The sequence below is a fragment of the Psychrobacillus sp. FJAT-21963 genome (assembly GCF_001420585.1).
Classification (GTDB): domain Bacteria; phylum Bacillota; class Bacilli; order Bacillales_A; family Planococcaceae; genus Psychrobacillus.
On record NZ_LJIY01000014.1, the window covers coordinates 161,861 to 168,931 of the forward strand.

Annotated in this window: 7 protein-coding genes and 1 pseudogene; 5 read left to right on the forward strand and 3 right to left on the reverse strand. The window is 35.7% G+C overall.

Annotated elements, in window-relative coordinates; genetic code table 11:
• Nucleotides 1-149: 149 nt before the first annotated feature.
• Both AN959_RS19000 and AN959_RS19005 read right to left on the reverse strand, forming a co-directional pair.
• On the reverse strand, nucleotides 150-1,289 hold the full coding sequence (locus AN959_RS19000) for an MFS transporter (RefSeq protein ID WP_056833058.1): 1,140 nt from the start codon (nucleotides 1,287-1,289) through the stop codon (nucleotides 150-152).
• Nucleotides 1,290-1,492: 203 nt separating this feature from the next.
• The gene (locus AN959_RS19005; protein WP_056833081.1) at nucleotides 1,493-2,005 is read right to left on the reverse strand and encodes a GNAT family N-acetyltransferase; all 513 of its coding nucleotides are present in this window, start codon (nucleotides 2,003-2,005) and stop codon (nucleotides 1,493-1,495) included.
• Between the two features lie 142 nt (nucleotides 2,006-2,147).
• Here AN959_RS19005 and AN959_RS19010 point away from each other — a divergent pair, with 142 nt between their 5' ends.
• Genes AN959_RS19010 through AN959_RS19030 form a run of 4 tightly spaced genes read left to right on the forward strand, consistent with a single transcriptional unit; the run spans nucleotide 2,148 to nucleotide 5,035 of the window.
• Complete coding sequence (locus tag AN959_RS19010) at nucleotides 2,148-2,378, forward strand: hypothetical protein (protein ID WP_053588679.1); 231 nt, start codon at nucleotides 2,148-2,150, stop codon at nucleotides 2,376-2,378.
• A gap of 15 nt (nucleotides 2,379-2,393) precedes the next feature.
• Nucleotides 2,394-2,957: a DUF402 domain-containing protein gene (locus AN959_RS19015; RefSeq protein ID WP_056833060.1), complete on the forward strand. Its 564-nt coding sequence runs from the start codon at nucleotides 2,394-2,396 to the stop codon at nucleotides 2,955-2,957.
• Nucleotides 2,950-3,954, forward strand: coding sequence for a GrpB family protein (locus AN959_RS22070; RefSeq protein ID WP_082461100.1), 1,005 nt, complete (start codon nucleotides 2,950-2,952; stop codon nucleotides 3,952-3,954). The genes AN959_RS19015 and AN959_RS22070 overlap by 8 nt, the downstream gene beginning before the upstream one ends.
• Nucleotides 3,955-3,958: 4 nt before the next feature.
• Nucleotides 3,959-5,035, forward strand: coding sequence for a nitronate monooxygenase family protein (locus AN959_RS19030; RefSeq protein ID WP_056833061.1), 1,077 nt, complete (start codon nucleotides 3,959-3,961; stop codon nucleotides 5,033-5,035).
• A gap of 507 nt (nucleotides 5,036-5,542) precedes the next feature.
• On the opposite strand, the gene AN959_RS19035 is transcribed toward AN959_RS19030, so the two are convergent.
• The gene (locus AN959_RS19035) at nucleotides 5,543-6,055 is read right to left on the reverse strand and encodes a GNAT family N-acetyltransferase (protein WP_253278946.1); all 513 of its coding nucleotides are present in this window, start codon (nucleotides 6,053-6,055) and stop codon (nucleotides 5,543-5,545) included.
• A gap of 390 nt (nucleotides 6,056-6,445) precedes the next feature.
• Here AN959_RS19035 and AN959_RS19040 point away from each other — a divergent pair.
• A pseudogene (locus tag AN959_RS19040) lies at nucleotides 6,446-7,071 on the forward strand (urocanate hydratase); the annotation flags it as partial.

Genomic DNA, 7,071 nt, shown 5'->3' on the forward strand with positions numbered 1-7,071 from the left:
TATAACATGCAGCCTATACACTAAACGTTAGCCTGCACTGAAACTAATATTAAAAGACCTAAGTTCGAATGGATATCGAACTCAGGTCATGGAAGCTACCACTTTGTCTAATTATTGGGTCAGGCAAAAGATAGCTATTTGCTATTCATCTAGTTTCTATGTTTCCGAATTGTCAATAAAACACCGAATAAAACTCCAATGAATGACATAATGGAAATAATGAAATAAAAAGTATGTCCACCAAATTCTTTATATATGTAACCTCCAGCATAAGATGCAATTATACTAGATAAACCGAAGAATAAGAGCGCAAGTACGGTTTGTCCAGTAGCACGCCATTCTTTTGGCATAATTTGATATAAATATTGAATCGCAGCAGTATAAAAAATAGGGAATGTAAACATCTGTAGTACTTGCAATAATGTTAAAGCAAGGGGACTTAAAATGAAAGCAGCGAGGATAAAACGTAAAAAGTAGAAAAATGTTGCCATCGTAATAATTTCTAACTCTTTGCCCTTTCGAAGCCACCAAAAACTTAAAGCAAATATAACTATTTCACTTGTTGCTGCTATAAAGAAGGCAATTCCAATTAATGAAGTATCCCCTCCAAGTTCCCGCAGATGTAGACCTAGAAATGTATCATTCATACGTGCTGGTATTGAACTTATGAAAACCATCACTAAAAACAGAAGCATTTCTTTATTCTTTAATACTTGTTTCAGTCCTTCCATAGTAACAGGCTTTGTGGAGGCTTGGACATCCGGCATGAACCAAACGATTGCAAATGATATCAATCCTAATATTGCAAACAATATAGAAGCGCTGTTCATACCGAAATAGTCCATTGAAAACCCGACAATTAAAGACAAAATCGCATATCCCAACGCTCCATATGTTCGAATTGATCCATAGCTGACTCGAGCCATTTCGGAAACGGTAAAGTTAAGGCTTTCCGTCAGAGGATCCAATGGCATGAGTGCGAAGTATACTAACAAAGCAAACATTACAAGTAACACAAAACTATCCACGTTAAATAAGAAGTATCCAAAAATTGTTGTTAGACTAACAAGTATTAGCATCACTTTACGTATAGTTTTTGTCTTATCACTAATGAATCCCCATAGAGGTTGTGCAATTAATGTTACAAATCCGCCCGTTCCAATAACTAAACCAATTTCGCTAGCTGATAAACCTTTATCCTCCAAATAGACAGGTAAAAAAGGAATAAATAATGCAAGTAAACCAAAAAATAAAAAATTATACCCTTTTAATAAAACTTGAACTTTCAAATCAATTCTCCTTCTAATGTAAAGCAAATTAATTCTGTATAAACAAATATCATTGAATATTGTAACTGATTTTAAAGTGAAGAACCGAAAACTGTATTTTTAATTATCTTTTATAGACTGAAAGATAGATACGTACTTTTTGAAAGTTTAAGTAAAGGATGTTGTGCATCTCCCGCAAGTCTTCCTAACTTATCGGTTATTAATTATTTCCATTCTTCTGCTAAGATAGCGTAATAATACTCGTCCCACCACTCATTATCATGAGGAATACATTTCTTAAAATACCCTTCTCTTCTCATTCCGATCTTTTCCATAACTCGGTAAGAGGGAGGATTTTGAGGTTGGCAAGTAGCAATGATTCTGTGTAATTTCATTTCTTCAAAAGCATATTTTAATATGGAAAGAGCAGCTTCCGAAGCATACCCTTTATTATAATATTTAGGATTAAACACCCAACCAATCTCATAAGTATGATCACCAAAATATTGTTGAAAAGAAATGTGCCCAATTAATTCTTCTTTATCTGACAGTACAACAGGAAACATATGAGCGTCCCCGCCAATATTTTTATTTACAAAGCATTTTGCATCCTCTTCAGTAAAAACTCCCTCTGGTATGTATTTCATAACAACTGGATCGGAAGTATACTCGTGCACTGCCTTCCAATCACTTAATTTAAAGTTGCGTATATGAAGTCTTTCTGTTTTTATATTCATTCCTGTTCCCCCACCTTTTTCCATTCTTATTTTATTTAACATCATATATCCCAAAAGGACAATGGTTTAATTTATTAAGAAAAAAGGATTTCCCTTCTTTAAATAGAACCTTAATAATATGTATATTGTTGGAGGCTATGAAATGGATAACATAGACAAGAGAAAACGTTTAGATGCTAATCCTTTTAGTTATCATATTACGAAGGATCATATTGTTTTTCTTGAGTTTCATGGGAAACGTGTAAAAATATTAAAAGGAAAAGACGCTGAGAGATTTTTAGAAAAAATGAATGATGCCAAAGATGAAAAAGAAGAACAATTAATATTAGCGAAACTCACTGGCAATTTTAAAAGAGGAAATGAGAGAAAATAATAAAGGGGATTAGATATGTTAAAAAGGAGATATGGGAATCGTTCGGAATGGAAGCGAATTGTGAAAAGAAAGTATGCACAATACTATTTGAATACCAAAGAGTTTACTGGAGTTATAACATTATTAAAACTTGTTCAAGTTACGGAGCCTTTATGGGTGAACTATGCAGACAAAAGCATTTGTATTGTAGATGATGGGTATAGTTGGATGCAACATTTCCCGATAGAGAACAGTTATTCCATTACTACGATGTTTAATGCGAATGATGAGATTGTACAATGGTATATAGATATATGTCATGAAATAGGAACAGAAAATAATATTCCTTGGTGGGATGATTTATTTCTAGATATTATAATTTTGCCTAGTGGAGAGATTATTCTGCAAGATGAAGATGAACTGGAAGATGCTCTTTCAAGTAATCTCATTGATCTAGATATGTATAATCTAGCATGGAACGAAGCCAATAGAATTACATCATTACTAAAGGAAGATAAATTTGAGTTGCTTAAATATTCAAAGATCCATAAGGAACAGTTAGAAAAACATCTTCATACTGTGGGGGATGTACATGCGTAAAGTAGAAGTTTTGCCTTATTCTGATCAATGGAAGGAACAATTTGAGGATGAAGCAAGAAAAATAAAAGAAATATTTGGTTCTGACATTCTGGAGATCCATCATATTGGGAGCACCTCTGTTAGAGGACTTCAAGCAAAACCAATAATAGATATGATGCCGGTAGTTAGTGATATATCTATAATTGATACATATAACGAAGCAATGATTAATCTTGGATATATTCCAAAAGGAGAGAATGGTCTCCCAGGACGTAGATATTTTCAAAAAGGTGGCGATAATCGATCACACCATGTGCATATGTATGAAACGGGTAATACAGAAATTAAACGACACCTTGTATTTAGAGATTACTTAAGCGTGCATCCACAAGTTGCCCATGAATATGGGGAATTAAAGAATATGTTAGCAAAACAATTCCCATATAATATGGATTCGTACATTAAAGGAAAAGAAAAATTAGCATTGGAAATTCAACAAAAAGCAATGGAATGGTCAAAAGGCATTATTAAAAGGAATTTTCATCGCGCATTTGGTGTATATGGTATATGCGTGCAACAAGAAAAACTGCTTGTTATCAATAAAAATGGTGGTCCTTACATTAACCGCTTTGATCTTCCTGGTGGGAATTTAGAAGAAAGAGAGAGTTTAGTAATAGCTTTAAAAAGAGAATTTTTAGAAGAAACAGGTTTAGAAATCGAAATTATTAAAACTATAGGCACGACTGATTTCATGGTTTCTGCGGACTGGAGAGGTGCGACAGATGTACATCATATTGCAGTGTTTTATTTAGTTAAGCAAGTGGGTGGTGATATAGTGGAACCTGAACAATTTGAAGGACAAGACTCATTTGGAGCTGGGTGGGTTGCTGAAAATGAAATTAATGCTGATAATGCATCACCTCTCGTACTAAAAGCAATGGAATGGTTAAGAACTGAAAGCTTAGGGCTGGATGTAAACCATTACCCTAAGTTTGTAGTTAAAAAAGATTGGAGTTGAATTGATGTTGAAAAATGAAATTACTAGGTTATTAAAGATAGAGTATCCTATTATTCAAGCACCAATGGCTGGAGGGATAACTACTTCGAAATTAGTGGCAGCTGTTTCTAATAGTGGAGCGCTTGGAATGATTGGAGCCGGATATTTAACTCCAGCTCAATTACAAGAGCAAATCAAAGAGGTAAAGCAGTTAACATCAGAATGCTATGGAGTAAATTTATTTGTTCCAAACTTTTTTGAGATTGATGAAGCGAAGATAAAGAAAACCAATCAATTACTAAGCAAATACAAAGTGGAATTAAACATTCAAGATGAAAATATACTTCTTCCAAGTATAGAGAATACCAAACAGACATTTATGGAACAAATACAAATTGTTATGGAGGAAAAAGTTCCTATTTGTTCTTTTACTTTCGGTGTTCCATCCAAAGAAGTGTTAAATGAATTAAGTAAACTAAACATTATCTCTATTGGTACGGCAACAACAGTTAAGGAAGCAATACTTATTGAGGAACTAGGAATGAATGCTGTCGTTGTGCAAGGAAGTGAAGCGGGAGGTCATAGAGGTAACTTTTTAAATGCTCACGAAGAAGGCTTGATTGGCCTAATGTCTTTGATTCCTCAAGTAGTAGATCATGTAAAGATACCTGTAATAGCTGCTGGGGGCATTATGGATGGTAGAGGGCTAATGGCTTCTTTAAGCTTAGGTGCATGTGCTGTCCAAATGGGTACTGCGTTTTTAACTTGTGAAGAAAGCGGTGCTCAACCAATACATAAAGAAGCAATACTCGAAGCCAAAGATGAAGATATAACGTTAACTAATGCTTTTTCAGGTAAATGGGCAAGAGGGATTAAAAATAAATTTATAATAGAAATGCACAAAAATGAAACTGATATTCCAATTTTTCCTATACAAAATACATTGACACAATCTATTCGAAAGATATCTTCTGATCAACATAATAAAGAATTTATGTCTCTCTGGTCTGGTCAAAGCCCCTTACTTGCTAGAACGGAGACAGCGGAAGCATTAATACAGCGGATCATAAAAGAAGCAAAAGGAATAAATATAAGCATGTAAAAACAAAGGGGCTGTTCAATAATTCCCTAAAATAATGCAAATGGAGAAAAACGACTTACATTATAAGCAATTTGGCGATTTTTTTGTATACTTTTTTCATAAAAAGATCCTGTTTTATTATATTTTAGATTGAGAGAAGTAATTGATTGGAGTGAAAGGCGGAGACTCCTGCGGGAAAGCGAGATAGTCCGAGACCCCGTACGTAGCCCTAGAGAGGAAGGAAGGCTAAGGTCGCCTCTTCAAACGGAAGGCAATCTAAGTTCGCCGCGTCCTGCTACTGGGCAAAGCTCGTCGCAAAAGAACTTTTGCGGCAACGATTGCATGACTACACATCCTGTGGGCCTCAACGCCTTCATGACCAACATCGTGTTGGCCTGAGAAGGCTCGGCGTTCGTTCGCGGAAAGCGTGCCCCTGGAACGGAAATAATCGTCATTTTATTAGAAGCTACGAAGAAAGAGGCTGCCCCTAAAAGTCATTTTTTATGACTTTCAAGACAGCCCCATTTTCTAGTTTGATACAATAATGTATTCATAATAAGGCTCATCTTGTTGCGTATCATCAAACCATTTCATGCCTTTATAAGTAAAACCAATCTTTTCTAGTATTTTGAGTGAACCTTTATTCTCCGGACTCGCTGATGCTGTAACCTTTTGAATATTTGTGTGACTTTTAACTAATTCTAAGCAAGCCTTAGCAGCTTCGGATGCAAAACCTTTTCCCCAAGATGATTGAATGAAATGATAAATTAATTCAACTTCTTTCATGGAGCCAGTTATATTAAACCCTGCAGAACCAATAACCTCATTCGTCTCTTTTATTATTACAGCGTATACGGATAACCCGAGGACTTCATGACATTTACGATAACCTGCGATCACTTGAGACAATAGTTCATGTGGGGTAGGTCCATCACATAATGCCATCACTTCTTGATTGCCCCAAAAATGTTTTGCAGACTCTATATGTTCTTCTTCAAATACGCATAAATACAATCGAGCAGTTTCCATTACAATCTTCAAATCCCCACTCCTTTTCACTGTTATCAATCTATAAATATGTTATCATGTCCTTTTTGCCTTTTATAGAAAATTTTATCTGCATTTTTTTTCACTTCGCAAATATTATCTGCTTTTTTTTAAAGAAATGAAATTCTGATATCTCATTTAACTAAAAAATTAAATAATCGGAATTTGTGTAAGTGTACGAGATTGATTAAATTACAAGTTTCTTATTCTGGCTCCTCTATTAAACATGCTCTTTGTTAGCTCCTACAGCACATGGACACGCTTTTCCCACTGAAATCAATAGCAATATATAACTTAATTTTTTCTAATAAAATCGTATGTTGGCACGACACTTGCATTATAAAAAGTGTATTAACAAAATTTTATAATTAGGAGGAATTATCAATGACAACACCTGAAATCTTATATTCTGTGAAAGCACAAAGAGGACCTGAGTTACGTTGTAAAGGATGGAGACAGGAATCCATCCTTCGTATGCTTGAAAATAACATGGAAAACGCAGAAAAACCAGAGGAGCTTGTTATCTATGGGGGAATCGGGAAAGCCGCACGCAACTGGGAATCCTATCATGCCATCGTGGAATCCTTAAAAGAGCTAGAGGATGATGAGACATTGGTCGTTCAATCTGGGATGCCGGTGGCGATCTTCAAGACACATAAGTATGCCCCGACCGTGGTGATGGCAACGACGAACATCATGAAAGCAGATTGGCCGACATTCTACGATCTACAAGACAAAAATCTGACAATCTACGCGAACTATACAGCGGCACCTTGGGAGTATATCGGTACTCAAGGGGTGATCCAAGGGACATTTGAAACACTTTCGGCGATTGCACGCCTGCATTACAATGATTCACTCGTTGGAAAAATTCTACTTACTGCAGGGGCAGGAGGGATGGGCGGGAATCAAACACGCGCGATGACGATGCATGGGGGTGTTGCCATCCTTTGTGACTCGAACATCGAAATCATTCAACGTCGTATCGACAAAGGCTTCATCGATGAGGT